Raw genomic sequence first — 26,826 nt, 5'->3', positions numbered from 1 at the left:
TTTCATTCTTTCACGTGATCAGGTTGCGGGAGCAGGTCAACAGTAGCTGTTTCCACACTCACTGGGGCGTTTTCGAGGGGCTTCCTCATGGAGTATGGATACTCCCACTTGATAACCATGAAAACCCCGGTTCCAAAACCGAACAGCTCCATAACGACGTCCTGAACTTTGTTTCTCATGCTCTCGTAGAGCCAGGGCATGCTGGGCTGAAGTGCCACCTCAAAGAACTCCCATCCCACCCCGGCCAGGAAGAGTGCGAAGAGACTGATGGAAAATATCTTCAGGGAACTCCAGTGAAGGTGGTAGGTTCTCGACGATTCCAGGACGACTTCGTTGAATATGGCCCACGTCACGAGGCCGCCCAGGTAGTGGCTCGGTATGTCCGCCCCCTTCCAGACCTGGTTGTACAGGTCGAGGTGCAGGAAAGGAACGTTGAGAAACGTTATATGGGCGGCCATGAATATCGCGAAGAGGGCGTAGACGCTGTCGTTGTAGAACGGGCTGACCCACGGCCATATCCTTCTGCTGGGATGCGGGTATATCCTCCGAACGATACTTGGGACGAAGAGGGAGAAGAAGCCAGCAGAAGCGCTGAGAATTTGATCAAACTTTCCGTACATCAGGGTGCTGATGAGACCAAAGAAAACGATGGCCCTGGCGATCAGGATTATTCCCTTTTCCCACGTTCTCATTCAGCTCACCTAAACTCCCTCCACGTGATTCCATAATCCACCGAGCTTTATATACTTGTCGGCCAGAAACAGGTAGTATCCGAACTAAAACAAACCGGAACAAAACCTAATCCCTTCGGGAAGCGGCGAACTACCCGCCCTTTTGGAAAGGGACTTCCCGCCCGAGGTGTTAAAATGTACTAGGGGTTGGGCTTGTAGCCGGCCTTCTTCATCTCCTTCTCGATGCTCCTAACCTCAAGCAGTTCCCTCCTGAGAATCGGAACCCACAGAGTTTCAACGAGAACCGTGACGAGAACGGTGATTATGGTAACGCTGAGAATTATCTCTCCCCACTGCACCAGGTCCGGGTTGTTGTAGGTGATTCCAAGGGTCAGCGGAAGGCTGGCGAGGGCTGCCGGAACCACTCCCCTCGGACCCTCAAGCGATATGAAAAGGTACTCCTTAAAGGAGCGCCACCTCAGTATGGGGAGTGAAGCCACCGGCCTGGCGACCAGCATCAGAACGAACGCTATGATTACACCCTGAACGATGTGACCCCTTATTATCTCCGGGTTCAGGCTGGCGCCCAGGAGGGTGAAGATGAATATCGTGGATATTGTTGCAAGGCTCTCGTTGAAGTGCACCTCCCTCTCGACGGCCCGCATGACCTTCTTGACCACGGAGATGTCGTCCCGGAAGAAGACCTTGTGATTGCCGAGAACGATGCCAGTGACTGTGACCACAAGGTAGCCCGAGGCCTGGACCAGCTCCCCGAGAAGGAAGCCGCCAAACGCTATCACCAGGGCGAATATAACTATCTCGGGGAAGTCCCGCACCTCGGTCTTCTTTAAGATGTTGTAGCCAACCACGCCGAGCGCTATCCCTATCAGTATCGATGCTCCCATCTGGTACACGAAGAACACAACGGCCGCGGGGTACAGGCCGATGTGGTGGGCTATGCTCTCCAGGAACTTTGCGCTGGACGCCTCAGGAACCAGCATTGCAACGGCCACCGAGGTGAGTACTATACCCATCGGGTCGTTGAATATCGACTCGGTGACGATGACCGTTTCGATGTCCTCGCGAACACGGTACTGCCTGAACAGCGGGATGAGGGTTGCCGGATCCGTGGCGCCTATGATGGCCCCAAAGAGGAACCCGACGATGAAGGGCACGTGGAAGAGCAGCGAGAAGATTCCCCCGATGATGAACGCGGTGAGAAGGAGTCCCAGGGTGTCAAGGGTCAGTATCGTCTTGGAGTTTCTTTTCAGCATCTTCCAGCTCAGGGTGTGACCCTCGGTGAAGAGTATCATCACAAGGCCGAAGACACGGACGTAGTTGAACAGCTCGTTGGCGAGTCCCCTGTTCAGGAGGCCCAGGACTGGGCCGACCAGTATGCCGAGGAACATGAAGAGGGGAATGTATGACACGTTAAACTTCTTGCTCACTAGAAGGGAAACCAGTCCCACGGCCAGGACGACGAAGAACACGTAGACCATCAGGTCAACGCTCGGGATAAGGACGTTTGATGCACCAGTCACAGACATCACTATTCCTCCAATCAATTTTGCCTTCAAGGTTAATAAGCATGCCGAGGACTTCTTTTGTTATTCTTATTGGTACAATGTTCTAAACATTTCGCTGGTGTCGCCTTCAACCCACAAAGCCTTAAATAGAACTTTTTTCATCCATCCGAATTGGTGATGGTCATGGAAGTCGAGTCCGCTCTCGAAAGCTTTCACTCGCTCAGGCTGACCGATATAATGCCCCGATTCGAAACGATGCCGGTAGTAACGGCCGATTCCGACCTTCTCAGCGTCCTTAAAATACTCAGGAGCAGACATCACGTATGGGTGGTCGACAGCAGGGAGAACATGAAGCTCGTGGGAGTTATCCGCTACATAGATGTCATAGACGTCCTCCTGCCGCCGGAGGCCCACAAGTTCAAACTTGGGATGACGAGCAAGACCCTGCGCTCGATGCTTGGGGGTGCCACCAAGGCCGAGGACGTGGCCGAGAGGCACGTGCTCACCATAAACGAGGACGCGACGGTTCTCGACGCACTGATGAAGATGCGCAAGTACAGGATTCAGGTGCTGGCGGTCGTAAAGGACGGCAAGCTGGTGGGCGAGGTGAGCCTGCGCATACTGATAGACGAGCTGCTGAGACTGCTGAGGGTAGGTGGTGCTCAATGGAAACCGTGACGTGGCTGCTGTTCGCCCTCGGACTCTCGCTTATACTCGCAAAGATAGGGGACAGCATCATCGAGCGCTACGAACTTCCAGGAGTCCTGGGAGAGCTGCTGATGGGAATGATACTCGGAAACCTGGTCTACTTCGGCATAGTCGCGCCCCAGTACCTCCCGATAGTCAGCGGGGAGGCATTCACCACGGACATGACGGTGGTGGCCAACTTCCTCGCCAAGCTGGGTATAATATTCCTCCTGTTTCTCGGTGCCCTCGATGCAGACCTTGAACAGCTCAAGAAGACGGGCCTCACGGCCACCGTCTCGACGGTTCTCGGTGTCTTCGTCCCCCTCGTGGTCGGCTGGTTCGCCCTCATGGAGATGGGCTACCCGAGCAGGGAGGCCTTTGCGGGCGGCGTTCTCCTCACCGCAACCAGCATCGGCCTGACCGTCAGGGTGATGATGGATTTGGGAGTTCTCAAGAGTGAGGTTGGGGCGGCTTCCCTGAGCGCGAGCGTTATGGACGACTTTCTGGGTATAGCCCTCGTCATCTTCGCCGTCGGCAGCGGCGGCCTTCTTGAGCTCTCTGTTAAAATCGTGGCGTTCTTTATCCTGACCGGCGTCATCTGGTGGTTCCTCGTTGATTATTACATAAAATTCGCCGAGAGGCTTCACGTTGAGAAGGGAATCCTCGGAGTGGTTCTCGGAATGATGTTCCTCTTCGCGGCCCTGGCGGAAGGCTGGTTCGCCGCGGCCATTGAGGGTGCGTTCATGATGGGCCTCGTCCTCTCGAAGCTCCCCGAAGGAAAGCGCCTCATGGAGGACGTGAAGGCCATCGGCTACGGCCTGCTGATACCGTTCTTCTTCGTCCACACGGGGGCGATGCTCAACCTCACCGTTTTCGAGAACGCCAACGCCCTGATTCTGGCCGCGGTTCTCACCGCCGTGGCAGTCTTCGGAAAGGTCATCGGAAGGGGAATCGGAGCGTGGATAACCGCCTGGGGACGTGGAAGGGCTTTCCTCTTCACAAAGAAGAACCTCTGGATGTCGCTCCAGATGGGCATCGGTTCGGTTCCCAGGACTGAAGTTGCGCTCGTTGACCTGATGGTGGCAATCCACGGTGGCGCGATAAGCCAGGAGCATGCCCCTGAGTTCATAGCGGCAACGCTGATATTCATAACGGTCTCCGTGCTGATAACCCCGCCGCTCCTCAAGTGGGCTTTCAGGGAGGAGATAGAAGCAACGAGGGCACAGAAGGCCAGTGCAAAGGTCGAGAGGATAGAAAGCACGAAGAAGAGAATAAAAGAACTGAAGGGCTCCGGGTGAGCCTCTTTTCTTTTCCCCATCAGCCGAAGAAGGCTCCCATCATGTCCATCTGCTCCTCGCTCATGGACTTTATTTTGAACTCGGGCATCTCCGGAATCAGGTTTTCATAGTCCTCCTCGGTTATCTCCTCCGCCTCTCCGTTCTTGACGCGGTAGAAGATGCCGTATTCGGGGTCGCGGTACGCAACGAGGAAGTCCTCAACCTCGATGTCGTCGGAGTCCACGAAGATGACGTTTCCACCGGTGTAGGGGCGCCTGCACTTGAAGGGGAAGCTTGAGGAGTTGAGCATAGCATCGCCGAGGGCCTGGTTGGCCTTCTCGCCGTTTATCTCGGTCCAGAACCTCCTCCCCTCGAAGTCGCCCTCAACGACGATGAGAAACCTCTTCCCGTCGAGTTCGACGACCGGGGCCCCTTTCTCCGAGAGTATCTTGAACAGCTCGCCGATGGTCTCGGCGTTCCTAAGGGAAGCAACGAATCCTTCAACTTTCATAGTTCCCACCGGTGGGGGTTCGGGAAGGGGGTATAAAAGCTTAAGCTTTTTATTGGAGACACCAAATCACCCTTGATGGCATCGAAAAGGCAGTACCTCGGGAAGTGGGGGGTTGTCATTGCTTTTTCAATCCTGGCCGGCCTAGTTGGCGGTTTGGGGGCGATAGTGTTCAGGCTGGCCGTGGGCATAGTTCACGGCTTCTTTTTCGGATGGCTCCTCCCGAACGTTTCCTACGAGGTGGGTGGCGTCAACATCGGCTACATACTCCTGCCAACGCTCGGTGCGCTGGTGGTCACGCTCTTCGTCATCAAATGTCCCGAGATCAAGGGGAACGGCATCCCAGAGGTTATAGAGGCGGTTATATTCAAGGGCGGCAACATACCGGGGAAGTTCGCGGTTTTGAAGACGATAGCCACCGCGGTAACCATAGGCTCGGGAGGAAGCGTGGGACGAGAAGGCCCCATAGGATTCATAGGCGCGGCTTTAACATCCATTCTAGCGCGCTGGTTCAACCTATCGCGGGAGATGAAGAAGCTCCTGGTCACCTGCGGTCTCGCCGCCGGTATAGCCGGCACCTTCAACACACCTCTGGCGGGGGCAATGTTCGCCCTTGAGGTCGTCTACATGGGGGCATTTTCGATAAACCTCGTGCCCATATTCATCGCCGCCGTCACCGGGAACGCAATTACCCTCGCCGTCCTCAAGAGGGCGGTGGAGATAGACCTCCCCGGAGACATCGGCCATGCGCTTCCCGAGCTCCCCATGTTCTTCCTCCTGGGCCTGAGCCTCGGCCTCTTGGCGGCGTTCTACGCGCGGTTCCTCTACCGCATGGTTGACGGCTTCTCCGAGTCGAGGATACCCGAAACCCTGAAGCCCGCGGTGGGCGGCTTTGGAGTCGGTGTTCTTGGGATGCTGTTTCCAGCTTACGGCATATTTGGAATAGGCTACGAAGGAATGAGGATGGCATTCTACGGCGAGCTGGCGATAGGACTGCTCGTGACCCTCGGGCTCGTCAAGATGCTCGCCACTGCCCTCACGATAGGCTCCGGCCAGAGCGGCGGCGTCTTCGCCCCAAGCCTGTACATAGGAACCATGTTCGGCGCGGCTTTTGGGCAGGTTGTGAAGGTTCTCCTGCCGGGACTTGGTGTAAACCCCGCCGTCTACGCCCTGGCGGGAATGGCGGCCTTCTTCAGCGGTATGACGCAGGCCCCGCTGACTCAGATACTGATGGTCACGGAGCTCACCAGGAGCTACGCCGTTCTCCCCCCCGTGATGACCTCCGCGACCATAGGATTCCTAACGGCCAGGTTCTTCCTCAAGGGGGAGTCCATCTACACCCTCAAGCTCATCAGGAAGGGCTACCACGTGAAGACCGGAAAGCCGGTCATCCTTGAGACCATCTCCGTCGGCGAGATAATGACCCGCGAGCCGGTCTACGTCACCGAGAACCAGACTCTCTTTGACGTGGAGCACCTGATAGGGGAAACCGGACACGACTGCTTCCCCGTTGTCAACGAAAACATGGAGGTAGTGGGCATAGTCGGCATAAAGGACATCCTGAAAAGACCCCCGAGCGTTAAGCGGATGCCCGTGAAGCGGTTCATCCGCCGGCCCTACGGAGTAACTTACCCGACGGAGACTGCCGAGGATGCCTTCGAGAAGCTCATGGCCTACGATCAGAACCTCCTGCCCGTCCTTGAAAGCCCCGGGAGCAGAAAGCTCGTTGGTGTCGTGACCAAAAGGGACATATACCGCGCCTACTACCGCGGTCTGGAGGGAATGTACATAGACTGAGGTGGTTCCATGCAGGTTGATGCCGACCTTCACATACACTCGCGCTACTCCAAGGCGGTCTCAAAATCCATGACGGTTCCAAACCTCGCCGAGAACGCCAGGTTCAAGGGCCTTGGGATAGTCGGAACTGGAGACATACTCAACCCGAGGTGGGAGGAGGAGCTGTTAAGGTACACCGAGAAGGTTGACGAGGGAACCTACGAGAGGAACGGGATTCGCTTCATCCTCACGGCAGAGGTCGAGGATAACCGGCGCGTTCACCACGTCCTGGTTTTTCCGAGCATCTCAGCCGTCCGGGAGATGAGGAAGGAGCTGAGGAGGTACTCGGCGGACATAGAGACCGAAGGAAGGCCGAGGGTTAACCTTCCAGCGTCGGAGATAGCCGAGGTAGCGAACGAGCTCGGCGTATTGATAGGGCCGGCGCATGCATTCACGCCCTGGACGGCTCTCTACAAGGAGTACGACAGCCTCAGGGAGGCATACCAGGGGGCAAAGGTGCATTTTCTTGAGCTCGGCCTCTCGGCCGACAGCGAGATGGCCGACAGGATAAAGGCCCACCACCCGCTGACATACCTCAGCAACAGCGACGCCCACTCGCCGATGCCCCACCGCCTCGGGAGGGAGTTCAACCGCTTCGAGGTTGAGGAAGTCACCTTCGAGGAGATACGGAAGGCCATTCTCAAGAGGGGAGGTAGAAGAATCGTCCTCAACGCCGGCCTTGACCCGAGGCTGGGCAAGTACCACCTTACCGCCTGCTCCCGCTGTTATGCAAAGTATTCACCGGAGGAGGCGAGGGCTTTCAAGTGGAAGTGCCCGAAGTGCGGCGGCAGGATAAAGAAGGGCGTTCACGACAGAATCCTTGAGCTGGCAGACACTGAAGAGAGACCGAAGGACAGGCCGCCCTATTTACGCTTAGCCCCTCTGGCGGAGATAATCGCGATGGTTGTGGGAAAAGGAGTTGAGACGAAGGCAGTAAGGGTTATCTGGGAGCGCTTTTTGAAGGAGTTCGGGAGCGAGATATGGGTTCTCGTCGATATACCGCTTGAGGGTCTGGCGGAGGTTCATGAGGAGGTTGCAAAGGCCATCTGGGCCTACAGAGAGGGCAAGCTCATAGTGATTCCCGGCGGCGGAGGAAAATACGGAGAGATAAGACTGCCGGAGGAGATAAAAAATGCCAGAATAGAGGACCTCGAAGCCCTTGAGGTCGAAGTTCCAAAGGAGGAATACCGGCCGAAGCAGACGAGCCTCATGAAGTTCCTCGGGGGAAGCCGGAAGGCTAAGTGAGGCACCTACCCCTTGCGCCGATTCTTTTTATCACCTTTCTGCAGGCACCCTTCAGCTTCTCCGCATTCTCCTCTGGGATTCCATCGTAGGTGAAGTCCCAGGTTCCCATCTCTATCCCCGCGGCGTACTTGATTCTGCCGTTCTCCCTCAGGATTGGATAGAACTCGATGTGGAGGTGGTAGAAGCCGTAGGTTCCCTTAAACGGTGCCTGATAGACCATCATCGTATAGGGCATGTCCCTCTCCAGGACCGTGTTGAGGGTTCCGGTCGCAGTCCTGAGCGCGTCGGCCAAATCCGCGAGCTCTTCCTCCGTCAGCTGGGTGAGCCTCTGGACGTGCCTTTTGGGGTAGATGTGGACTTCAAAGGGCCAGTTCGCAAAGAAGGGCAGGAAGATTGCAAAGCTTCCGTTCTCGTATATCGCCCTCTCACTCTCCAGCTCCTCGCTCAGAATCCTGCAGAAGAGGCACTCACCGGTGCGCTTGGAGTATTCCCTGGAGTTCTCGATTTTGAGGCGAACCTTGAGGGGTACGAACGGTGTCGCGTAGAGCTGGCCGTGGGGATGGGTCAGGCTAACACCTATCTCCTCACCCTTGTTTCGGAAGATTGAGACGTAGGCAACGTGGGGATTTCTCTTCAGTTCTGCGGTTATGTTTTTCCATAATTCAACAACTCTGGTCACGGCATCGAGGGAAAGCCCGTCGAGGTCTCTGACGTCGTGTTCAGGCGTTTCGACTATCACGCTGCACTGGCCGAGCGCCCGTGCCCTCCTGTAGAACCCATCTCGCTCTGGCCGTGAGGCATCGAAGGACAGCAGGGGAAACCTGTTCGGAAGCAGGAGAACCTCCCAGCCGTAACCGGTTTCCTCGCCACCGGGGCAGAAGGGGCAGAAGTTCCGCGGCCTCCAGGGGCGTTTTTTCCTCACAGCGGAGACCATGACCCACTGGCCGGTTAGAGGATTGTACCTCAGCTCCCGCATCGTCACCACTGGATTAGATTGGCGAAGGGACATAAAAGCTTGGCGAAGGCTTTAAATCCCCGGCCCCAACTGGAAGTGGGGGTAAAGGTGGAGAGGGAGATAATCGAGCTCTTCAGAAGGCACCTCAAGCTTCAGGGAGACCTGCCGCTGGGGGACGACGCGGGAGCAATTAAGTTCGGTGACGAATGGCTGGTCGCCACCAACGACATGCTCGTGAGGAGAACTGACGTGCCGGACGTAATGACGCCCGAGCAGGTCGGGTTTAAGGCCGTCACCATGAACGTCAGCGATGTTGCCGCCATGGGAGCGAGACCTGTGGGGTTCCTCTTCTCACTGGGCGTTCCGCAGGATATTGATATGGATTACCTCGAAGGCGTTGCAAAAGGAATCGGGAACGCCCTTGAATTCTACAACCTCCCAGTCCTGAGCGCCGACACCAACGAGGCGGACGATTTGATAATAGACGGAATCGCCCTCGGGAGGACTGAGAGACTTCTGACCCGGAGCGGGGCGAGGCCGGGCGACCTGGTCTGCATTACCGGCGACATCGGCAGGGCCCTGGCGGGGCTCCTAGTGTGGAAGCACGGCCTTGACGTGTCCAAGAAGACGAAAGAGACCCTTTACGAGAAGCTTCTCGAACCGATGGCACGGGTTAGTGAGGGAATCGAACTGAGCGGGCTTGCGAATGCAGCCATCGACGTAAGCGACGGTCTGAGTAAGGAGCTGCACCTCCTGGCCAGGATGAGCGGGGTGAGGATAGAGGTCGAGGCCCAGAAGCTGCCGATTCGGGATGAGGTAAGGGCAGTTGCCCAGGTCATGGGTTTGAATTCGATTGAGATGGCCCTCGCGAGCGGGGAGGAGTTCGAGCTGGTCTTCACCATCCCGGAAAGCCTGCTGGATGAATGCCCCGTGAGGTGCACCGTCATCGGGAGGGTTCTAAAAGGGGCAGGGGTTTACATTACCATCAATGAAAAAAGACAGGAGATGCCCGTTTTGGGCTGGGAACACCTTAACAAGGGTGTAAAAGGAACGTATAGAACGATGTTCCGATAACGTTTTAAAATCCTAGACCGACTTAAGGTAGGTCGTGACTATGCTGGGGAGCCTTACCACGTCAGCGCAGCAGTATTTTTCAGTGGTCGTCAGCGCGTCCCTTAAGTACCTCATCCTAGCCTTTCTCACGTACTACGTGAGCGTCGTTCTCTACGCAGTCCGCTGGAAGCTCGTTTTGAAGGGCGTCGGCAGGGACGCCCCCCTGCACGAACTCATTAAAGCAATCCTCGCTTCGATTTTCATGAACAACGTCACCCCGATGAGCAGGAGCGGCGGGGAACTGCTCAGAATGGCGTGGGTTTCTAAAAAGGCCAACATCCCAACGGGAGTTTCCGCGGTCAGCATAGTCTACGAGCGCATACTGGAGACCATTCCGATATTCGCCCTCTTCCTTGTTGGTATGATGTACTTCTCATCCGGGGAGCCCCTCCCGTTCATAATCCTCGGCACAGCCAGCGTGATTCTGATATGGTTCAAGTGGGACGCCTTCGTGAGGCTCTCGCTCCGCGTCTTCCGAACCCCGGTGACGGATGAAGAGATGCGGAAAATAACCGCACTGCGGAGCATGCACAGCCTCAATATGGCCGCGGTCCTGCTCAGCTCCACCGTCTGGCTCCTCGACGTCGTCAGACTGAAGCTCATAGCCCTCGCCTTTGGTCTCAATCTGGCGTGGAGCTTCATAGCGGTGATTTCAATAGCGAACCTCCTCTTCGGCCTCGTCGCCTTCACCCCTGGAGGTGTGGGCATAATCGAGGGCGGCTTGGTGGGGACACTCACCTATTTCGGAATTCCCATGGCGCTCGCGGTTTCAATAACCCTCCTGGAGCGCTTTGTCTCGTACGTCGCCAGCAGTCTAGTGGGACTAGCGGTTCTCCTGACGTCCGGAGGGGTTGAAATATGGAAAGCCTTAAAATCGCAATAGCAAGCGACTGGTTCTACCCGAAGATAGGGGGAATAGAATCACACATCGATGAACTCACCCGCAACCTCGTTCTCATGGGGCACGAACCCTACGTCCTGACCCACGACTACAGGTATATGAAGCCCTACGTTGACCGCTTTCCATACCGCGTTGTCAGGTTTCCCGCGACGCTCTACTTCCGAAAATACCACTCCAGCGTTGGTTTTTCGCAGTTCTGGAAGATAAACGAGTTTTACAAGGAGGTGGGCTTTGACATAACCCACATCCACAGCATATACTCCCCCCTGGCAATCGGTGTGTCGAAGATATCCCGGGGAATCCGGAACGTCCCCGTGGTCGCCACCAACCACTCGTTCTACGGCAAGCCCTCCCTGGACTTTTTAATCGGCCCCTTAATCAGGCACCACCTCAAGAGGATAGACACCTTCGTGGCCGTCAGCACCCCCGTCGCCGAAGACACCAGGAACCTGCTGGGGAAGGAACTCGACGGCCGCCCGGTCGTCGTGGTTCCCAACGGGATAGACGTGGTGAAATGGCGTCCGCCCGAACCGGAGGAGCGGGAGAGAGCCAGAAGGGATCTCGGGGTGAGGGACGAGATAGTCGTGCTCTACCTCGGAAGGATGACCGAGCGCAAGCAGGCCCACAGGATACCGGTGATGATGAGGGCGGCACTCAAGCGGAGTGGGGTTCCAAAGAGTAAGGTGAAGCTTGTAATGATAGGAAACGGCCCGATGCGCCCGGTGCTTGAGAGAAACCTCCGGGAAACAGGCATCGGGGAGATAGCAGAGCTGTACGACTTCATGGAGAGGGGAAGGCTCCTCCCGCTGTACTGGGCGGCGGACCTGGTTCTCATGCCCGGCATCCTAGAGGCGTTTCCCGTCGTGGGACTTGAGGCAATGGCCACGGGAAACCCCGTAATAGGGCGAAACGAGAGCGGGCTGTCGGACATGGTTATCAATGGAACCACCGGTCTACTGGCCGTGAGTGAAGAGAAAATGGCGGAGAACCTCGCAGAGGTTTTTCAAAACCCTGAAAAGCTGGTGGCTATGGGCGTGGAAGCACGAAAAAGAACCGAAAAGGAGTTTTCCTGGGAGGTCGTGCTTCAGCGGCTGGTGAGGGTGTACCGCTGCACAATGGACATGGGTGAAGCCACCGATAGGAGATACCTGATGTACAGAATGATGAGGAGGCTGGGATGATGCTCGTTTCAATAACGTTTGACGTCGAGCACGACTGTCCACCGTACCTGACGACGACGAGGGGAATGGAAGACGGGCTTCCGAAGCTGCTGGATCTAATGGCCGAAAAGAAGGTGAGGGCGACGTTTTTCTTTACGGCGGAGATGGCGAAGCGCTTTCCGGAGCTTGTTAAACGGGTCGTTGACGAGGGACACGAGCTGGGAAGCCACAACTACAACCACGAGCGGCTGGACAAGCTCACCAAGGACGGGGGCAAAAGGGCCATCGTGAAATCCCTGGAGGTGCTGAGGGAGTTCGGTGAGGTCGTCTCGTTCCGCGCGCCCAACCTTCAGTTTCCTAACTACTATTATGATATACTGGCAAAAAATGGCGTCCTCGTTGACTCATCCAAGGCAACTTATAAAGGTTACAGAGAGGGCGTGAGGTTCTTCGGGGAAGTTCTTGAGGTCCCTGCATCCACCACGAGTTCCGTTATAAGACTGCCCTGGAGGGTGCAGAAGCTCATCCATGCCCGCCTGAAGGAGCCCCGCGTTTACTTCGCCCACCCCTGGGAGTTCGTGCCGATGCAGAGGGAAAAAATCCGGTGGGACTGCAGGTTCAATACTGGAGACAAGGCCGTCGAACTGCTCGGAAGGCTTATTGACTATTACAAGAGCCAGAATGCGGAGTTCCTGACAATGGGCGAGTACTATGAAAGGTACCAAAAGCTTAAACGTGAGTAGCCAGAGTTTTTCTTAGGTGAGATCCATGAGAGAGGCCCTTTACTGGGAGCCGCTTGATGGCGGAAGGGTTAGGTGCAGACTGTGCCCTCTCAACTGCATCATAAACGAGGGCCAGCGCGGCTCCTGCAGGGTGAGGAAGAACATCAACGGAAAGCTTTACACGCTCAACTACGGCAAGGTTTCATCCATAGCGGCGGATCCCGTTGAAAAGAAGCCGCTCTTCCACTTCTGGCCCGGCTCCTGCGCGCTCTCGATAAGCACCGTTGGCTGCAACATGCACTGCAGGCACTGCCAGAACTGGGAGATAAGCCAGACCGATGAGAGCTTTCCTTATCTGCACGACATGACTCCCGAGAGTGTGGTCGCGATAGCGAAGCGCTACGGGTGCGAGAGCATAGCCTACACTTACAACGAGCCCGTGATATGGTACGAGTTCGTTCTCGATACGGCCAAGCTCGCTAAGGAGGCCGGTATATACAACCTCCTCATAACCAACGGCTACATCAACGAGGAGCCGTTCAGGGAGCTGGCACCGTACATAGACGCCATGAACATCGACATCAAGGCGTTCGATGACGCCTTCTACATGAAGATAGCCGGCGTTCCAAGCGGGGAGCCGAGCAGGAGGACGGCGGAGATAGCCAAGAAGGAGTTCGGAATCCACGTCGAGCTGACTTATCTCATTATCCCGACGCTCAACGACGGGGAAGATGAAATCCGAGCCTTTGCGCGCTGGGTCGTTGAAGAACTCGGAGACGACACACCGGTTCACTTCTCTCGCTTCTTCCCGCACTACAAGCTGGCCCACCTCCCTCCAACGCCGGTTGAGACCGTCGAAATGGCCTACCGCGTTGCCCGGGAGGAGGGGCTGAAATTCGTCTACATCGGCAACGTGCCCGGGCACGAGGGAGAGACCACGTACTGCCCCAAGTGCGGCAAACCTTTAATAGTGCGCTGGGGATTCAAAATCACCGAGTACAGCATAACCGACGATGGGAAGTGTAAGTACTGCGGCGAACCCGTCCGGGTGGTGGGCACGTACAAGAAAAAGCGATATAGCTGGATATGGTGATGAAATTGGCCGAGATTGAGGTTATTTTTTACATCGAAGGCATAGGAAACGACAAGAAAGTTTTAGAAAGGGCTTTGGCGGAGACCGCTGATAGACTCAGAAACGAGAAAAGAGTGAAGGTAGAGTACGTCAAGGTCGAGGATGTCATAGAGGACCCGAACAGCGAAACCCTTCCGTACTCCGGGATGATAGAGGCCAAATTGGGGGGGACTCTACGGGAAATTGTCATTGCAACCATCACGTACGCTCCTGCAGTAATTGAAATCCTAAGCCCCGGAAAGATGGAGATAGAGGGGAATGAACTGATGAAAATCCTCGGGGAAGTCTCATACCTGATGGGACAGCTGATGAACAGGTTCGGGGCCCTGGCTGCATATCCAAAGCTTGAGGAACTTCCGGAACCAAGAATCGGGTATTCACGAGAGGAAATAGAAGAAATGATAGTTGAGGACAGGATGATTCTGTACCGCTTCGTTGTTGAAGTCTTTGGAGACGATGAAGAGGAAATAAAGAAAAACTTCGCCAAGGCCCTTTCCTACGAGGGGTGCAGGATAAACAAACTCGTCACCAAGCTCCAGGGGGAGAGAAACGGACGCAAGTACATCCTGGTTGCCACGGAACTCCTTTCAACCTTTGAAACGATGCTCCAGCTTACCGCCAAGTACGCCCCGGTGGCGATATCAATAATAGAGCCAGAGATAGTCGATGTAAACGCTCCGGAGCTTCAAGGAGCACTGGCGGACCTGGCGGGCTTCGTCTACGAACTCGTCACCAGACCGGTGAAGAAAGAGATCGTCGAAAAGGAGACTTTTAAGTTTAAGCTCTAAAGATATTATCGGCAAAAGGCGAAAAGGCTGTAGGCATTTAATTAAGCTTCCTTTTAATTTTACGGCAATGAGCGAGCTTCTTTTAGGCTGTGAAAGGGTCTGAAAGCGAAAAGTATATATACCCCTTGGGGGCAGAAATTCAGTGACAACACATATTAGACCATTCCAGGGCGTAAGCCCAAAGCCAAGGAGGTGTTGTGGAATGAAAGTGAAAAAGATCGCGGCCCTTGCAGTTGGTGCCGCAATGGTTGGAGCCACTATCGGCTTTGCTAGCGCCCAGCCAACCGTTCCGAGCATACCGAAGGACTTCTTCGTTAAAGATGGACAGCCGAACGTTAAAATCGTCGTTGGAAGCCAGGGTGCTGCTCTCGATGTTTCAAGCGCAGCTGACATAGCCGTTGCTCTTGGAAGCCTTCTCTACACCGAGGAGGATGTCAGCGTTAAGGACGCGAGCGTCGTCGTTAAGACCGATGCCTCCTACGACCCGGACGACCTTCCGGTGTTCAACAACTACTACGCCGGAGACTACAACTTCAAGGACAAGCAGGACATCGCAGAGCTTAAGCACTGGTGGAACGGCGCCTACGATGACGGCGACCCGGTATACAACGTCAGCCTGGACGACTCAGCCTGGAGCGGCGGTGTTTACAGGAACTACGAGGACGTGGCTAAGGCCGCAATCGAGTGGAAGGACGGAAACGACAACAACTACTGGAAGGACCCGAACGGGAAAGTGCACGACCTCACCGACGTTAAGATCCACTACAACCTCACGATAGGCGAGGTAAAGCTCAAGGAGCTGGCCGAGGGAGACATCAAGACCACCGACATGATGGACTTCTCGGACTTCACCCTGGTGCTCGACGACGTGGTCGCCAACGTCACCTTCAAGCTCACTGCATGGAGCAAGACCATTAAGGATAAGGTCCTTGGCCCGACCGGCGGTAAGGCTTACACTGTCTCAGACTTAGACTTGCAATCCAGCGGATACGACAAGTACGGCACCGCAATCGAGGGTGTCGAAGTCGGAGACACCATCGACCTCTTCGGAAAGGAAGTGAAGATACTCGATATCGACTCGAAGTACATCGAGTACGGCAACGACTGGGGCGCCGTTTACGTTGACAAGGACTCCACCAAGCAGTTCGGTGACTACACCGTTAAGGTCGCCGACATAGACGTCAGCAAGACCAAGGCCCTGCTCCAGATAACCGGTCCGGGCATCAACAAGATAGTCACCCTCGACGCCACTGGGCAGACCTCACCGAAGAGCTGGACCTCACCTGATGACGGCATAAGGGTTACCCTGCTCGACACCTTCATCGGTATCGGCGGAACCACCAGCGCCAAGATAGAGGTTCAGACGGACATCAGCTACATCCAGCAGGACAAGGAGTACATGCCGAACTGGATAGCCAAGTTCAAGGTGGACGACGGCAAGCTCATTTGGTTCGCACTTGTCAACGAGGACCCGCTGAAGGACAAGCAGATCAAGCTGTTCAACACCTACGTGGTTGACTACAAGGCCACCATCAAGACCAAGGTCAACGAGGACGACGACAAGAAGTACGGCGCTATGGACGCATGGGTCGTCATCGACCCGATCAAGCCCAAGTGGGACTACGAGACCTACTCCGTCGGCGACGAGATTGGCGACAGTGGATACACCATCGACTCAATAAACGCCACCGCAGTTCCGGCCAAGGCGGCCATTCCGAGCAAGGTCACCAAGCCGATCACAGTCCTCGACACCGAGGTCATGGAGGCCGGACTTGACAGCGTCGACAGCAACCTCATCCTCATCGGCGGTCCGGTCGTCAACAGCGTCACCGCCGCCCTTGCCGACAAGCTCGGTGTTCCGAGCGACTACGACGGCTGGAAGAGCGAGTACGGCACCGGTGCCGACAGCGGCGTCGTCAAGTACGTCGCCGAGTGCGGCGACATCAACGGCTACGGCGTCGTCCTTGTCGCTGGTACCGACAGGGAGGGCACCAAGGCTGCTGCCGAGGCCCTCATGGAGTACCTCGCTGGCCTCTGAAGGCCTTTCCCTCTTTTCATTCTCCTTCTGGAGGTTTTAAAAGTGTCCAGACGGTTCTTTGTGCTGATAGTAGCAGTGCTGGTCATAGTTGCTCCCATCGCATACGCGTTCTACGGCTACACTCAGTTCAACAGCGCCATAAATCCATCAAAACCCGGTGCCACCCATACGTACATCGTCATCAGGATGCCCAGCGGGGAATACCTTGCAATGACCCCCCGCGATTATCTGAATCTGACAAGCATGGGCTGGGAGCCCCCCGCAGGTTCCAAGGGGCATCTGATCAACGTTACGGGATACGTCACGGGGTTTCCAGAGGTCGACGTCAACATGACGTTCAGGGCACCGTACGAGAGGTTCACGGTGGTCCTCGGGGACACCAGCGTTAAGATGTGCTCCTCAGAGCCCAAAAACTACCCAGGAAGCTGTCCCGAGAGGGCCGCGACGGTTTCTGAGATAACGGCGCTCACCTCGACGCTCTTCAAGAGGTACTACTACTGGGAAGCAATAAAGAATGGAATGGACAACACCAGCGCCAAGATGTACGCCTACGAGCAGACAATGAAGCGGTTTTCAAAGGGATACCTGACCTTCGTTACAAAAGCCGAGATTGGACTTGGAAGGATGGGTACCAAGAAGCACCTCGCCGTTGTTATAATCGGGCCCGCAGAGGGTGCGGATGTCAATCAGATTACTGTGGCGAGGCCGGGACTGGTTGTGCTCGAAGGAAAGAGCGACGCAGCCCTCAGGGCGGAGGTCGCGCTTATAGAGAAGATACTGAACTTCAAGTGGCCGGAGAACAGCACGGCTACACGGTGATCAGCCCGTCCAGCATCTTCCTTTTATCCTCCCCAACGGTGCGGAAAAACTCGTTCTCGTCCTTGAAGGGCCGCTTTGAGAGGATTCTCACAACGTTTTTCTTCCCAATCCCAGGCAGGTGCTGAAGAACCTTAGGAGTCTCGGTGTTCACGTTCACGGGTACCGGAACACCCGTAATGCTCCTGAAGCCGTGTCCAACTATGAGGACGTTGTAGAACCTGTTAAGCTCAATCTCCTTGGGAATCCCGACGATGAGGGGATAGCTTCCTATCTGCCTCCCGTAGGTGAGACCGTTCTCAAAGACCTCCGCACGAACGTCCCTGAGAACCGTCCCCACTGGAACGAGGCGTTTCAGCATTGGGAGGTCAATCTCGTGCCGTATCTTGTACCTGTAGTGCTGGATGAGTTTCTTGTGCTTCTCAGTTTTCACTTTATCCCTCATGCGCCACAGCGGAGTTCCCGGGAAGACGACCACCTGCCTTATGTTTATACGCCTCACCATCAGTCCCTCATCCAGAAGGCGTTTAAGGAACTGGAATGTCATCTCGTAGCTCTTCTTCGTCTCGCCCGGCAGGCCGAAGATTATGTTTATCCCCGGCAAAAGCCATGGCATTCCGTTGTAGCCCCTCCTTCCTCCAATCCTATTGAGGAGCTTAACAGCTTCATAGGTCTCCTCCGCTGTCGCGTTCAGGTTGTTCAGCTTGGCAACCTTCGGATCGGCGCTTTCAAGGCCGAAGGCAACAACGTTCCCCGGGGTGCCGTACTTTATGAGCGCCCTTGCAATCCTCGCACTCTCATCCGGATAGTTGGCTATGACTGCAGGATTGGCGTTGTCCACGTGGAGGGTCTTGACCTCCGGAGCGACGGAGCGGATTCCCGCGAAAAGCTTCTCTATCGCCTCCGGATTTGGAACCGGAACGCGGCCGTTCGGCTTCGCCATGTAGGAGAATATGCAGCTCTGCCGTCCAACGCGGAAGTGTCTGACGCCGAGCCGGTAGAGAACCTCAACTTCATCAACGATATCCCCCACCGGCCGGTTCTCCACTGTCCCATAACGCACGGGTTCGGTGCAGAAGGAGCACCCCCCCATCCCCATGGCCTTAGGACAGCCCCGCTGGGTCTCAATTTCAGCTATTACAAAATCCGGATAATCGGGGAACTGCCTGACCACCTCCGCCCCAACAACCGCGTAGTCCCTGAGCTCTTCATAGGTTCTGAAGCGGAAGGGGTCAGCATCGTGAGGATTCTTTAGGAAATCGTGGAGAAACGCCTCAAGGTCGCCGTAAACTATGTGATCAAAAACTGCCTCTGCCATCGTCAGCTCGCGGGAGCTTATCCTAGTACCACCGGCATGGGCCGATCCCATGAACGCAGGCCCCCCGAGGATTTTAATTCCAGGGAGCGGCTTTAGAAACCTAGCCACTTCCTCAACCTGCGAGGGCACGGCCGAGAGGTACTTGCCGGGGGTGTGCAGACCGCCGATATAGACGATGATGTCGGCCTTTTGGAGAATTTCCCGCGTTTTGGGAAAGTTTGGGGTCTTGTTTTTGGTGGCTATTCCCCTTTCACCATCAAAGGTGGCCCGAAGGTCGTCTATGGTCAGGTAGAAAACCGCGGCATCCCTCCGTGCCTTTTTTATGGCCCCGTAGGCGTAGCGCGGGTATATCCCGAGGTACGGCGGAACGCCGAGGCCGGCCGGTTCGTCGGTGTAGCCGTCAACGATGGCAATTATCATGATGCACAGTTTTCCGGAGACCTTTAAAAAGTTGAGTGCCAAGGAGAAGTGGTGACCCCCGTGAAACCCGACCTGGAGAACCGGATACACGACATCGTGGAGAGGCTCATGGAACTTGACGAGAGGGCCATGCTCTCTTACTGGATTGGGGCGGAGATAGACGAGGCCGAGATGTACAACGCCCTCGCCAAAAAAGCCGAGGAATACAGCTGGGATTCCAGGGTGGCGGCTTTGTTTAGAGCACTGGCCAAGGAAAGCCTGAACCATGCGGAGTCCCTTCTCACGGAGTACCGACAGATTTACGGAGGGGATGCGCTGGTTGACAGCGACGTTCCGAGCATAGAGGTGGAACTGTCCTCTGAGGAGCTTGAAGAGTACGTTAGGAGCGGCAGACTCTCCGACCTGATAGAGGTCCTCATGGAGGGAGAGAAGATAGCCCGGGATATCTACGCGTACATGGCGGAGAGGGCCTCCGGAAGTCTGAGGGAGACCCTGCTCAAACTCTCGGAGATAGAGGACGGCCACTACAGCAGACTGGCACGGCTGAGGGAGGAGCTCCTCAGGGGCGGGTGAGAACACCCTCCTCCTTCAGAAAACCCTCTATGTCAAGAACATCCTTCGGGGAAAGCTGAAAAACCCTTTTTTTAGCGTGGGGCATCGCAGAGAGAACGCCGCGGACCCGTTTGAATTCCTCCCTGCTGAGGCCGAGCATGTGGTGGGATTTCTTCAGGGCGGCAAGAACCGTGCTCCTCCTGTGCTGAAAGAGCGCCCTCACGAGGTCTTCGTTGAGTTCCATCCGTTCGTCCTTCGGCTTGGGTTCGAGCACCACAACCGCGGAGTCAACCTTCGGCCTCGGCCAGAAGGCACCCCTTCCGATGCGCTCCACAAGCTCGGCGTGGGCCTTTGCCCGAACCATCAGCGAGAGGCGGGAGTAGTTCCTATCCCCCGGCTCCGCCACCATCCTCTGGGCGAACTCCAGCTGGTATATGAGAACGGCCCTCTCGAACTCATGCCTCAAAAAGCGGAAGGTTATGGGGGACGAAATCTGATAGGGGAGGTTGGAGACTATCTTGTTAAACTCTGGAAACTCAACCCGCAGTGCGTCGCCCTCTATTATCTCGACGTTCGGCCAGTCGTATTCCTTCCGGAGTATCTCGACGAGACGCCGGTCCTTCTCGATGGCGTAGACCTTCCCGGCGCGCCTGCTCAGGACATCGGTGAGAACCCCGAGACCGGGACCAACTTCGAGGACGGTGTCGTTTTCGCTCAGCTCCGCCCTCTCGACGTTCCGTTCGATTATATCCGGCACTATCAGAAAGTTCTGTCCAAGGTCAGAATTCGCCCTCAGGCCATATTTAGAAATGAGAGAAAAGAGGCGCTCCCTCATACGCGGAATATCCTCCTGGAGCCGACGAAGAGCCTGTACCTGTCCTTGCCCTCAAGCTCATCGACGACGCGCTTGGCTATCATCTTTGCCGGGTCGGGGAGTCCCTTAACGCGGTGGCGGAGGTCATCGAAGCTCTTGAAGGGTTCCTTCTTGCGCTCGTCCAGTATCTCCCACATGTGCTTCTTGCCTATTCCGGGCAGCAGTTCAAGGCTGTGGAGCCTGTTGGTTATCGGGGGTGCCATGTTGAAGAACTGAACAAACCTCTCCTCGTTGTTTTTGACTATCTCCTCGACAACGTAGGGAAGCTCTGCCTTGGCGGTGGCCGTCAGCTCATCGTGATGAATCTTCTTGTTTATCATGAGTATCTTGTCCCTCTGCCCCTTGCCGATGAAAACCCTCTCGTACAGCATGAGGTCCTCCTTGGGGGCTACCTCAAGGAGAGTGAATGCCTTCTCACCTATAACCTGCGCCACGGGCTTCCCGGTTCTCCTACCGGTCCTCAAATCGGTGTAACCCTCGGGCAGATAGTCCAGCACATATGCGTACTCCTCATACTCAACGTTCCGCCTCTTCTTTTCGAGGCTTTCCCTGTAAGAATGTCTCCGGTACCTATCCATTGTCTCTCCCCCAGAAATTATATCCTCCCGGAGTTTTTATACTTTGTCTAGGAAAAGGAAAAAGAAGAGGTCACTCCCTGTAGTCGTCGAGGAGCTTTATTATCTCCTCTGCTTCCTCTTTTGTGGGCATGTAGTCCTCCTTGCTGAAGATTACCCGTATGTCGAAGTAGTCCTCCGGCATCAGGTCGACGAGCTTCGCGGCGAGCCTCTCGTCCACCCAATCGAAGAGTTCCATGAGCTTCCCCTTCAGCTCAACCGCCTGCTCGGGTTTGAGCTTCGCAAAGCGCTCGGCGTGCTCAAGGCTAACCCTAGCCTCGTAGAACATCGGCTCCTCCGGGTTCTCCTCCATCCCTTCGGCTTTTCTGCGCTCAAGGAGCTCCCTGGTTTCGGATATCGTGAGGTAGCGCTCCTCGAGCTTCTTTCTCCCGATCATGCTCATCCCTTCTGGGCCCTGAGGTGAACCGGGTGGATGAAGAAGGTCTTAACCTTACCGCCGTCCTTAATCTGGACGACGTAGGCATCGCCGCGCTTTCCAACGACGGTTCCGGTTCTTCCGTGGAACCTGGGGTCTGGCATGCCCCTGTGGTAGCTCGGCTCGATAACTATGTGGACCTTCTGCCCGGTCTCAAACTCCTGAAGGAACCTGGTGAGAGGCGGAAGTCCCCTCCTCCTGGGGCTTTTGCTGAGCTTCCCGCGGGTCTTCCTCCTAAAGCTGTGGGCCTTTTTGACCATTCCTATCACCTCACAGATCTTTATCCATCGCGCAACGGGCGCAGAGGCGTGTCCAGTTTCAGGAATTCCAGCCTTTTCGGCATATCGACTAAGCCTGTTATGGCTTCGCTATCCAATCGGCGAGAACCGTTTATAAAGTTTTCAGTGGTCGAGAATGTTCAGCACGTCCAGCCTCTCACACCAGGCGGACTTTCCGAGCAGGTCGCTCACCGAGGGCTTCGTGCGTCCCCTATCGCCGGATACAAGCTCTTTAATGTACAGACCCCCGTCCGTGACGAGGCGAAGCTCGAAGTGCTTTTCATCGAGCCACCTCGCCTCCGCCCTGTGAACCCTCCGGACGCGAACTTTATCGGCCCTCGCCTTCCGCACGCGCCAGGGGGTTCTCTGACGAATCTCAAGCCCCTCAAGCTTCTCAGCAACGTCCTCGGCCTCCTCCGGCGTCACCCCGTCATCAACACGGACGAGGGCGAGGTACTCCTTGCGGTGATTCCGCGTGAGGACTTCTTCGGCCTCCTTCGGTGAGATGGAGCGCAGGTTCAGAACCTCCACCTTTCCGCTTGCATTTATCTCCCCCTCTATCGCGTTGAGGTCGGGCCTCCTCCGTCTGGGGCGCTTAATTTCAACCACAAAAGGCCGCCCGTTGCCTAGCATCCGAACGTCGACGTCCTCCCTTCCGGCACCTTTGAAGACACACTTTCCCCCGAAGGCCTTCGAAAACGCCCGGCAGATTATCGAGGCGACGCTGTCTTCGAAGCCTGGCAGAGGCGTCTGAGGAATTCCGCGCACAAGCTTCCGATAGCGACCGTAAACGTAAACGGGGTTTATCTGAAGCTCGATTTTACCGGAATAAGGCTCAACGATGAAAACCACGTCGGGGTTCCCGGCGGTCTCCTTCCCAGTTACTCTTCCGAAGGCCTTCCCCAGCTCGCGGTTGAACTCGCGGTTTATCGGCTCGGCTGTTTCGATTCCAAATTCCTCCCAGATGGCCCCTTCCTCCCCGCGTATCTCCTCGGGGAAGCGGGAGCCGACGAGGAACGTCTCGAACTCTATATCCTCGCTCGCCTTTCGCATCGCCTCAACGAGTTCCGAAATTCTCTCGAATACGTTGCCGCACAGCTCACACCCATCGGGTTCCTTTATGGGCGCTAAACCCCTTGCGGAGCGCTCCATGTTGAGGACGAAGCGTATAGCTCTTCCCCGCTCCTCGTTCGTCCCCCTACCGAGCTTTGCGAAGAGTCTGCCCAGGCAGTGGTCGCATAGTTCATGAGATTCAAGAATCCTCCCGGCCGTTTCGATTATCATGCTCCCACCCTAAGCTTTATATCCCACCGGTCAAAGCTTCTCGCGATGATGACTCGTCGGCAGCGCATAATAAAGCTTTTGGAGGAGCGGGACTACTCGCCGGGGGAGCTTGCACTGGCCCTCGAACTGAGGGGCAGGGGGGCGAAGAAAACCGTGCTGGAGGACCTGAGGGCCATCCAGAAAACCCTCAAGCGCGAGGGGAAAGTGCTCCTCATAAAGCCCGCCGAGTGCAGAAAGTGCGGCTTCGTCTTCCGGCCAGAAATCAACGTTCCCTCGCGCTGTCCCAGGTGCAGGTCGGAATGGATAGAGGAGCCAAGGTTTAAGATTGAGGCCAGATAGCTGTCATTTCGACAAAACTGGCCGGTAATTGTAGTCGATTTTTGTCACTTGTCCAGCCCGAAGGTTTATATTGGGTTTGTATCAGCTTAGGGCGGAGGGAGAGTTATGCGGAAAGTTGAGAGGTTTATGAAGGATAAGAATCTAGAAGTCGGAGATTACGTCCGCATAATCGAAAAGGAGAATGGAAACACGAGCGTCTATGAGGGCATCGTGATGAACCCCTACGAGCTGTCCAGCGGCGAAACCCTCACACTGAAGCTCGACAACGGCTACAACATCGGGATACTGGTCGACCAGATTGTGTCGGTTGAAATCATCGAGAAGGTAGCCCCCGGGGAAGAGCTGAGGTTCGAGGAGGTCTTTCCCAAGAAGCCGGGCCTCCCGAGCGTTGCGATAATCGGAACCGGCGGAACCATAGCGAGCAGGATTGACTACAAAACCGGTGCCGTTCACGCGGCCTTCACCGCAGAGGAGCTTGCCAAGGCCGTTCCGGAGATATTCGACATAGCGAACATAACGCCGAAGCTGCTCTTCAACATAATGAGCGAGGACATGCGCCCGGAGTACTGGGTTAAGATAGCCCACGAGGTCGCGGGAATGCTGAACAACGGAGAAGATGGGGTTGTCATCGCCCACGGAACGGACACTATGGCCTACACCGCCTCGGCGCTCAGCTTCATGCTCCGCGATCTCGGAAAGCCGGTCATTCTCGTAGGCTCCCAGAGGAGCTCCGACAGGCCGAGCAGCGACGCGGCGATGAACCTGATATGCTCCGTCCGGATGGCGACTGCCGACTTCGGTGAGGTCGCAATCGTTATGCACGGCGAGACCGGCGATACGTACTGCCTGGCCCACCGCGGAACCAAGGCTAGGAAGATGCACACGAGCAGGAGGGACGCCTTCAGGAGCATAAACGACGTTCCGCTCGCAAAGATATGGCCGGAGGGCAAAATCGAGTTCCTCAGGGGTGACTACAGGAAGAGAACCGGGAGTGAGGTCTGGGTGGACGACGAGATGGAGGAGCGCGTAGCCCTCCTCAAAGCGTTCCCAGGAATCCAGCCGGAGGTCATAGACTTCTTCGTTGACAGGGGATACAAAGGGCTCGTCATCGAGGGAACTGGTCTCGGACATGTGCCAACGTACCTCATCGACTCGATAAAGCGCGCCACGGAGGAAGGCCTCACCGTCTGCATGACCAGCCAGTGCCTCTACGGCAGGGTGAACCTCAACGTCTACTCAACCGGAAGGAGACTCCTACAGGCAGGCGTTATCCCCTGCGAGGACATGCTGCCTGAGACGGCCTACGTCAAGCTCATGTGGGTTCTAGGCCACACCGACGACCCGAAGGAAGTGCGCGAGATGATGCTGACGAACTACGCCGGAGAGATAACGCCCTACACGAGGTTTGACACGTTCCTGAGGTGATGATGATGGCGTACGATTACGAAAAGCTCGGTCTCAAGGTAGGTCTTGAAATCCACAGACAGCTGGACACCAAAAAGCTGTTTTCACCCGTCCCGAGTGAGCTCAGCGATGAGGTTGAGTTCACATTCCAGAGGAGGCTGAGGCCCACGATAAGCGAGCTGGGTGAAATAGACCCCGCCGCGCTGGAGGAGTTCAAGAAGGGGAAGAGCTACATCTACGAGGGCAACCACCTGCTGGCGGACCTCGTTTACATGGATGAGGAGCCTCCCCACATGCCGGACGAAGAGGCGTTAAAGGTCTCCCTCCAGATAAGCTACCTCCTCAACGCCACCCCGGTTGACGAAGTCCACTTCATGCGCAAGATAGTCATAGACGGCTCCAACGTCTCCGGCTTCCAGAGAACCGCGATAATAGCCATGAACGGTAAGGTCGACACCCCATGGGGAAGCGTCGGGATTCCCACCATATGCCTTGAGGAGGACGCGTGCCGCATCGTCGAAAGGAGAGAAAAGGAGGTAATCTACCGCCTGGACCGCCTCGGCATTCCGCTCGTTGAAATAAGCACAACCCCCGACATACACCACCCGGAGCAGGCGAAGGTCGTGGCCAAGTACATAGGCGACGCGCTGAGGGCGACGAGAAAGGTCAAGCGCGGTCTCGGAACCATCAGGCAGGACCTCAACGTCTCCATCAGGGGAGGAGCGAGGGTCGAGATTAAAGGTGTGCAGGAGCTGGACATGATACCGGTCATCATCGAGCGCGAGATTGAGAGGCAGCTGAATCTGCTCAAAATCAGGGACGAGCTTCGCGAGAGGGGCGTTAAGCCGGAGGACATCAAGGAGGAGTTCCACGATGTCACAGATATATTCGAGAACACCGAGTCCAAGATAATCGCAAGGACGGTAAAGAGGGGCGGAAAGGTTCTGGCCGTCAAGCTGCCAAAGTTCAGAGGCCTAATCGGCAGGGAAATCCAGCCTGGGAGGCGGCTCGGCACCGAGATGGCGGACAGGGCGAAGAAGTACGTGAAGGGCATCTTCCACATTGACGAATTACCGAACTATGGAATTACAGAATTAGAGGTTAATGGGGTTATCGAAAAACTTGGCCTCGGCGAGGAGGATGCGTTCGTTCTCGTCGCGGCCGACGAGGAGAGGGCAAAGAACGCCCTCCACGAGGTCGTTCAGAGGGCCAGGGAGGCCATCGAGGGCGTTCCTGAGGAGACGAGGAGGGCCCTGCCGGACGGCAACACCCAGTACATGCGCCCCCTCCCCGGGAAGGCCAGGATGTATCCGGAAACGGACATACCGCCCATACTGATAACCAGCGAGATGAAGGACGATATACTGGCGAACCTGCCCGAGCTCCCGCAGGAGCGCGTCGAGCGCTATGTGAAGGAGTACGGGATAGACAAAAGCTTAGCAGAAACCCTGGTGAACGACGAGCGCGACGAGCTCTTCGAGGAGCTGATAGCCCGGGGCGTCAAGCCATCCCTAGCGGCTTCGATACTCGTGGTGGTTCTCAAGGGACTCAAGAAGGAGGCACCCATCGAGAACATCACCGATGACCACATCAGGGAAGCCTTTGACCTCTACCTCAACGGGAAGATAGCCAAGGAGGCCTTCGAGGAGATATTCAAGGAGCTCGCAAAGAACCCAAAGAAGAGCGCCGCCCAAGTGGCGGAGGAGAAGGGCCTGACGCTCCTCAGCGAGGAGGAGGTCGAGAGAATCATCGACGAGGTTGTTCAGGCCAACATAGACGTCATCAAGGCCAAGGGAATGGGCGCGATGGGCATGATCATGGGCAGGGCCATGGCAAAGCTCCGCGGAAGGGCGGACGGAAAGCTCGTGAGCACCCTGGTGAGAAAGAAGATTGGGGAGCTGAGCTGAGGGTTAAGTTTTTAACTTCCTTTTC

At 56.1% G+C, this 26,826-nt stretch carries 26 protein-coding genes; 16 read left to right on the top strand and 10 right to left on the bottom strand.

Annotated elements, in window-relative coordinates:
• Positions 1-2: 2 nt before the first annotated feature.
• A complete protein-coding gene (locus tag E3E51_RS03765; protein ID WP_167911806.1) occupies positions 3-692 on the bottom strand; it encodes a hypothetical protein in 690 nt (229 codons plus the stop codon).
• Positions 693-871: 179 nt separating this feature from the next.
• Positions 872-2,218, bottom strand: coding sequence for a sodium:proton antiporter (locus E3E51_RS03760; protein ID WP_167911805.1), 1,347 nt, complete (start codon positions 2,216-2,218; stop codon positions 872-874).
• A 162-nt stretch (positions 2,219-2,380) separates the two neighbouring features.
• Between E3E51_RS03760 and E3E51_RS03755 the strand changes: the two genes are divergently transcribed.
• Positions 2,381-2,875: a CBS domain-containing protein gene (locus E3E51_RS03755; protein ID WP_167912112.1), complete on the top strand. Its 495-nt coding sequence runs from the start codon at positions 2,381-2,383 to the stop codon at positions 2,873-2,875.
• A complete protein-coding gene (locus E3E51_RS03750) occupies positions 2,863-4,182 on the top strand; it encodes a cation:proton antiporter (RefSeq protein WP_167911804.1) in 1,320 nt (439 codons plus the stop codon). The genes E3E51_RS03755 and E3E51_RS03750 overlap by 13 nt, the downstream gene beginning before the upstream one ends.
• Positions 4,183-4,201: 19 nt before the next feature.
• On the opposite strand, the gene E3E51_RS03745 is transcribed toward E3E51_RS03750, so the two are convergent.
• A complete protein-coding gene (locus E3E51_RS03745; protein WP_167912111.1) occupies positions 4,202-4,672 on the bottom strand; it encodes a hypothetical protein in 471 nt (156 codons plus the stop codon).
• Positions 4,673-4,747: 75 nt separating this feature from the next.
• On the opposite strand from E3E51_RS03745, the gene E3E51_RS03740 reads away from it, so the two are divergent.
• On the top strand, positions 4,748-6,466 hold the full coding sequence (locus tag E3E51_RS03740) for a chloride channel protein (protein ID WP_167911803.1): 1,719 nt from the start codon (positions 4,748-4,750) through the stop codon (positions 6,464-6,466).
• A 9-nt stretch (positions 6,467-6,475) separates the two neighbouring features.
• Entirely contained in the window at positions 6,476-7,750 is a 1,275-nt protein-coding gene (locus E3E51_RS03735; RefSeq protein ID WP_167911802.1) for a TIGR00375 family protein, read from the top strand.
• Here E3E51_RS03735 and galT read toward each other — a convergent pair.
• Positions 7,743-8,726 carry a galactose-1-phosphate uridylyltransferase gene (galT, locus tag E3E51_RS03730; protein WP_167912110.1) on the bottom strand — a complete coding sequence of 328 codons (984 nt, stop codon included), beginning with the start codon at positions 8,724-8,726 and terminating at the stop codon, positions 7,743-7,745. The genes E3E51_RS03735 and galT overlap by 8 nt on opposite strands.
• 87 nt (positions 8,727-8,813) lie before the next feature.
• Between galT and E3E51_RS03725 the strand changes: the two genes are divergently transcribed.
• The 8 genes from E3E51_RS03725 (at position 8,814) to E3E51_RS03690 (ending at position 17,378) form a co-directional block, all read left to right on the top strand.
• A complete protein-coding gene (locus E3E51_RS03725) occupies positions 8,814-9,779 on the top strand; it encodes a thiamine-phosphate kinase (RefSeq protein WP_167912109.1) in 966 nt (321 codons plus the stop codon).
• A 40-nt stretch (positions 9,780-9,819) separates the two neighbouring features.
• Entirely contained in the window at positions 9,820-10,701 is an 882-nt protein-coding gene (locus E3E51_RS03720) for a flippase-like domain-containing protein (protein ID WP_167912108.1), read from the top strand.
• On the top strand, positions 10,677-11,900 hold the full coding sequence (locus E3E51_RS03715) for a glycosyltransferase family 4 protein (protein WP_167911801.1): 1,224 nt from the start codon (positions 10,677-10,679) through the stop codon (positions 11,898-11,900). The genes E3E51_RS03720 and E3E51_RS03715 overlap by 25 nt, the downstream gene beginning before the upstream one ends.
• On the top strand, positions 11,900-12,622 hold the full coding sequence (locus tag E3E51_RS03710; RefSeq protein ID WP_167912107.1) for a polysaccharide deacetylase family protein: 723 nt from the start codon (positions 11,900-11,902) through the stop codon (positions 12,620-12,622). Before E3E51_RS03715 ends, E3E51_RS03710 begins: the two co-directional genes overlap by 1 nt.
• A gap of 25 nt (positions 12,623-12,647) precedes the next feature.
• Entirely contained in the window at positions 12,648-13,694 is a 1,047-nt protein-coding gene (gene amrS / locus E3E51_RS03705; protein WP_167912106.1) for an AmmeMemoRadiSam system radical SAM enzyme, read from the top strand.
• Complete coding sequence (locus E3E51_RS03700) at positions 13,694-14,521, top strand: hypothetical protein (protein ID WP_346765937.1); 828 nt, start codon at positions 13,694-13,696, stop codon at positions 14,519-14,521. Before amrS ends, E3E51_RS03700 begins: the two co-directional genes overlap by 1 nt.
• A 202-nt stretch (positions 14,522-14,723) precedes the next feature.
• The gene (locus E3E51_RS03695) at positions 14,724-16,559 is read left to right on the top strand and encodes an S-layer protein (protein WP_167911800.1); all 1,836 of its coding nucleotides are present in this window, start codon (positions 14,724-14,726) and stop codon (positions 16,557-16,559) included.
• Positions 16,560-16,619: 60 nt separating this feature from the next.
• Positions 16,620-17,378: a hypothetical protein gene (locus E3E51_RS03690; protein WP_346765936.1), complete on the top strand. Its 759-nt coding sequence runs from the start codon at positions 16,620-16,622 to the stop codon at positions 17,376-17,378.
• Here the strand turns inward: E3E51_RS03690 and E3E51_RS03685 are convergent.
• On the bottom strand, positions 17,368-19,113 hold the full coding sequence (locus tag E3E51_RS03685; RefSeq protein ID WP_167911798.1) for a radical SAM protein: 1,746 nt from the start codon (positions 19,111-19,113) through the stop codon (positions 17,368-17,370). The two genes, E3E51_RS03690 and E3E51_RS03685, sit on opposite strands and share 11 nt — an antisense overlap.
• A 51-nt stretch (positions 19,114-19,164) precedes the next feature.
• Here E3E51_RS03685 and E3E51_RS03680 point away from each other — a divergent pair, with 51 nt between their 5' ends.
• Complete coding sequence (locus E3E51_RS03680) at positions 19,165-19,686, top strand: ferritin family protein (RefSeq protein ID WP_167911797.1); 522 nt, start codon at positions 19,165-19,167, stop codon at positions 19,684-19,686.
• On the opposite strand, the gene rsmA is transcribed toward E3E51_RS03680, so the two are convergent.
• The 5 genes from rsmA to E3E51_RS03655 all read right to left on the bottom strand — a co-directional run bounded on the left by rsmA (position 19,673) and on the right by E3E51_RS03655 (position 23,151).
• A complete protein-coding gene (gene rsmA, locus E3E51_RS03675) occupies positions 19,673-20,500 on the bottom strand; it encodes a 16S rRNA (adenine(1518)-N(6)/adenine(1519)-N(6))-dimethyltransferase RsmA (RefSeq protein WP_167911796.1) in 828 nt (275 codons plus the stop codon). The genes E3E51_RS03680 and rsmA overlap by 14 nt on opposite strands.
• Entirely contained in the window at positions 20,497-21,117 is a 621-nt protein-coding gene (locus tag E3E51_RS03670; protein ID WP_167911795.1) for a DUF655 domain-containing protein, read from the bottom strand. The genes rsmA and E3E51_RS03670 overlap by 4 nt, the downstream gene beginning before the upstream one ends.
• 70 nt (positions 21,118-21,187) lie before the next feature.
• Complete coding sequence (locus E3E51_RS03665) at positions 21,188-21,550, bottom strand: RNA polymerase Rpb4 family protein (RefSeq protein ID WP_167912104.1); 363 nt, start codon at positions 21,548-21,550, stop codon at positions 21,188-21,190.
• A 2-nt stretch (positions 21,551-21,552) separates the two neighbouring features.
• Entirely contained in the window at positions 21,553-21,849 is a 297-nt protein-coding gene (locus tag E3E51_RS03660) for a 50S ribosomal protein L21e (protein WP_088180131.1), read from the bottom strand.
• Positions 21,850-21,990: 141 nt separating this feature from the next.
• Complete coding sequence (locus E3E51_RS03655; RefSeq protein WP_167911794.1) at positions 21,991-23,151, bottom strand: tRNA pseudouridine(54/55) synthase Pus10; 1,161 nt, start codon at positions 23,149-23,151, stop codon at positions 21,991-21,993.
• Positions 23,152-23,196: 45 nt separating this feature from the next.
• On the opposite strand from E3E51_RS03655, the gene E3E51_RS03650 reads away from it, so the two are divergent.
• The 3 genes from E3E51_RS03650 (at position 23,197) to gatE (ending at position 26,801) form a co-directional block, all read left to right on the top strand.
• Positions 23,197-23,490 (top strand): transcriptional regulator, encoded by a 294-nt coding sequence (locus E3E51_RS03650; RefSeq protein WP_167911793.1) that lies wholly within the window; start codon positions 23,197-23,199, stop codon positions 23,488-23,490.
• Positions 23,491-23,595: 105 nt separating this feature from the next.
• A complete protein-coding gene (gene gatD / locus E3E51_RS03645) occupies positions 23,596-24,915 on the top strand; it encodes a Glu-tRNA(Gln) amidotransferase subunit GatD (protein WP_167911792.1) in 1,320 nt (439 codons plus the stop codon).
• Complete coding sequence (gene gatE, locus E3E51_RS03640; RefSeq protein ID WP_167911791.1) at positions 24,915-26,801, top strand: Glu-tRNA(Gln) amidotransferase subunit GatE; 1,887 nt, start codon at positions 24,915-24,917, stop codon at positions 26,799-26,801. Before gatD ends, gatE begins: the two co-directional genes overlap by 1 nt.
• The last annotated feature ends 25 nt before the right edge of the window (positions 26,802-26,826 follow it).

Source organism: Thermococcus sp. 21S7, from assembly GCF_012027615.1.
In the GTDB taxonomy this organism is placed as follows: Archaea; Methanobacteriota_B; Thermococci; order Thermococcales; family Thermococcaceae; genus Thermococcus.
Note: the sequence above shows the minus strand (reverse complement) of the source record. Positions and strands in the feature narration are given on the sequence as shown.

Excerpts from the sequence above, each read along its gene's own strand:
- E3E51_RS03765 (WP_167911806.1), bottom strand. The coding sequence starts at position 692 with ATGAGAACGTGGGAAAAGGGAATAATCCTGATCGCCAGGGCCATCGTT.
- E3E51_RS03760 (WP_167911805.1), bottom strand. The coding sequence starts at position 2,218 with ATGTCTGTGACTGGTGCATCAAACGTCCTTATCCCGAGCGTTGACCTG.
- E3E51_RS03755 (WP_167912112.1), top strand. The coding sequence starts at position 2,381 with ATGGAAGTCGAGTCCGCTCTCGAAAGCTTTCACTCGCTCAGGCTGACC.
- E3E51_RS03750 (WP_167911804.1), top strand. The coding sequence starts at position 2,863 with ATGGAAACCGTGACGTGGCTGCTGTTCGCCCTCGGACTCTCGCTTATA.
- E3E51_RS03745 (WP_167912111.1), bottom strand. The coding sequence starts at position 4,672 with ATGAAAGTTGAAGGATTCGTTGCTTCCCTTAGGAACGCCGAGACCATC.
- E3E51_RS03740 (WP_167911803.1), top strand. The coding sequence starts at position 4,748 with ATGGCATCGAAAAGGCAGTACCTCGGGAAGTGGGGGGTTGTCATTGCT.
- E3E51_RS03735 (WP_167911802.1), top strand. The coding sequence starts at position 6,476 with ATGCAGGTTGATGCCGACCTTCACATACACTCGCGCTACTCCAAGGCG.
- galT (WP_167912110.1), bottom strand. The coding sequence starts at position 8,726 with ATGCGGGAGCTGAGGTACAATCCTCTAACCGGCCAGTGGGTCATGGTC.
- E3E51_RS03720 (WP_167912108.1), top strand. The coding sequence starts at position 9,820 with ATGCTGGGGAGCCTTACCACGTCAGCGCAGCAGTATTTTTCAGTGGTC.
- E3E51_RS03715 (WP_167911801.1), top strand. The coding sequence starts at position 10,677 with ATGGAAAGCCTTAAAATCGCAATAGCAAGCGACTGGTTCTACCCGAAG.
- E3E51_RS03710 (WP_167912107.1), top strand. The coding sequence starts at position 11,900 with ATGCTCGTTTCAATAACGTTTGACGTCGAGCACGACTGTCCACCGTAC.
- amrS (WP_167912106.1), top strand. The coding sequence starts at position 12,648 with ATGAGAGAGGCCCTTTACTGGGAGCCGCTTGATGGCGGAAGGGTTAGG.
- E3E51_RS03700 (WP_346765937.1), top strand. The coding sequence starts at position 13,694 with ATGAAATTGGCCGAGATTGAGGTTATTTTTTACATCGAAGGCATAGGA.
- E3E51_RS03695 (WP_167911800.1), top strand. The coding sequence starts at position 14,724 with ATGAAAGTGAAAAAGATCGCGGCCCTTGCAGTTGGTGCCGCAATGGTT.
- E3E51_RS03685 (WP_167911798.1), bottom strand. The coding sequence starts at position 19,113 with ATGATAATTGCCATCGTTGACGGCTACACCGACGAACCGGCCGGCCTC.
- rsmA (WP_167911796.1), bottom strand. The coding sequence starts at position 20,500 with ATGAGGGAGCGCCTCTTTTCTCTCATTTCTAAATATGGCCTGAGGGCG.
- E3E51_RS03670 (WP_167911795.1), bottom strand. The coding sequence starts at position 21,117 with ATGGATAGGTACCGGAGACATTCTTACAGGGAAAGCCTCGAAAAGAAG.
- E3E51_RS03665 (WP_167912104.1), bottom strand. The coding sequence starts at position 21,550 with ATGATCGGGAGAAAGAAGCTCGAGGAGCGCTACCTCACGATATCCGAA.
- E3E51_RS03660 (WP_088180131.1), bottom strand. The coding sequence starts at position 21,849 with ATGGTCAAAAAGGCCCACAGCTTTAGGAGGAAGACCCGCGGGAAGCTC.
- E3E51_RS03655 (WP_167911794.1), bottom strand. The coding sequence starts at position 23,151 with ATGATAATCGAAACGGCCGGGAGGATTCTTGAATCTCATGAACTATGC.
- E3E51_RS03650 (WP_167911793.1), top strand. The coding sequence starts at position 23,197 with ATGATGACTCGTCGGCAGCGCATAATAAAGCTTTTGGAGGAGCGGGAC.
- gatD (WP_167911792.1), top strand. The coding sequence starts at position 23,596 with ATGCGGAAAGTTGAGAGGTTTATGAAGGATAAGAATCTAGAAGTCGGA.
- gatE (WP_167911791.1), top strand. The coding sequence starts at position 24,915 with ATGATGATGGCGTACGATTACGAAAAGCTCGGTCTCAAGGTAGGTCTT.